We start from the raw sequence: 765 nt of genomic DNA, 5'->3' as shown, positions 1-765 counted from the left end.
CTTCATGCTATACTAAAAATGTGCAACCCAAATAACCCTCCGAATCCAATTTGGAAGGTTTTTGTTGTATTGGAAAAAGTTGTTACTAAATAGTTTCTTGGAATGGTGTTTTTGTTTTTAACATCGCATAAACCCAGTGTAAAAGCTTATTAGCACATGCAATAATAGCTACTCTGTATGGTTTACCTTCTTCGCGTTTCAAGTCGTAGAAGGCTCTTAATCTCTTATTTCGTGCTATGGTCTCATCGGTTGTTTTCTTTTTACGGCTATCACGAATAGAGCAGCGAACTGCTGTATAAAGCATACGGCGAAGCCTAGCTGATCCACGTTTGGTAATATGATTTTTTGTACCTTTAAAACGTCCTGATTCAAACACACTTGGATCAAGTCCTGCAAAGGCAACTAACTTTTTTGGGTGACTAAACCGATCAATTTCTCCGATTTCAGAAATAATCGTTGCAGCGATTTTTTCACCTACACCGGGAATTGTTTGGAGTAGCTCATATTCTTCAAGTTGTACCGCTAACTGATCAATCTCACGCTCCAACGTAGAAAGTTGGTGGTGGTACGCTTGGAGTAAATCTATATACATATTTAGACTGACAAGTAGACTATGATAAAGAGTTGATTGAAATGGGTTGCGTTTTGCAGCTGCGATCAATTCCTCTGTTTTTTGATGCGCCCATTTTAATGAACGTGCTTTACAGTGTTTGTTTATAAACTGAGTAATTTCTTCCACACCAGCTTCTAAGACAGACTCAGAGG

The 765-nt window shown here is 38.4% G+C and carries 1 protein-coding gene; it reads right to left on the bottom strand.

Features of this window, described 5'->3' with window-relative positions; genetic code table 11:
• Positions 1–85: 85 nt before the first annotated feature.
• On the bottom strand, positions 86–765 hold a 680-nt coding region (locus tag CD33_RS00120), incomplete at its 5' end, for an IS110 family RNA-guided transposase (protein WP_036196964.1).

The organism is Ureibacillus sinduriensis BLB-1 = JCM 15800 (assembly GCF_000772955.1).
GTDB lineage: Bacteria > Bacillota > Bacilli > Bacillales_A > Planococcaceae > Ureibacillus > Ureibacillus sinduriensis.
This window is presented reverse-complemented; position numbering and strand designations above follow the sequence as displayed.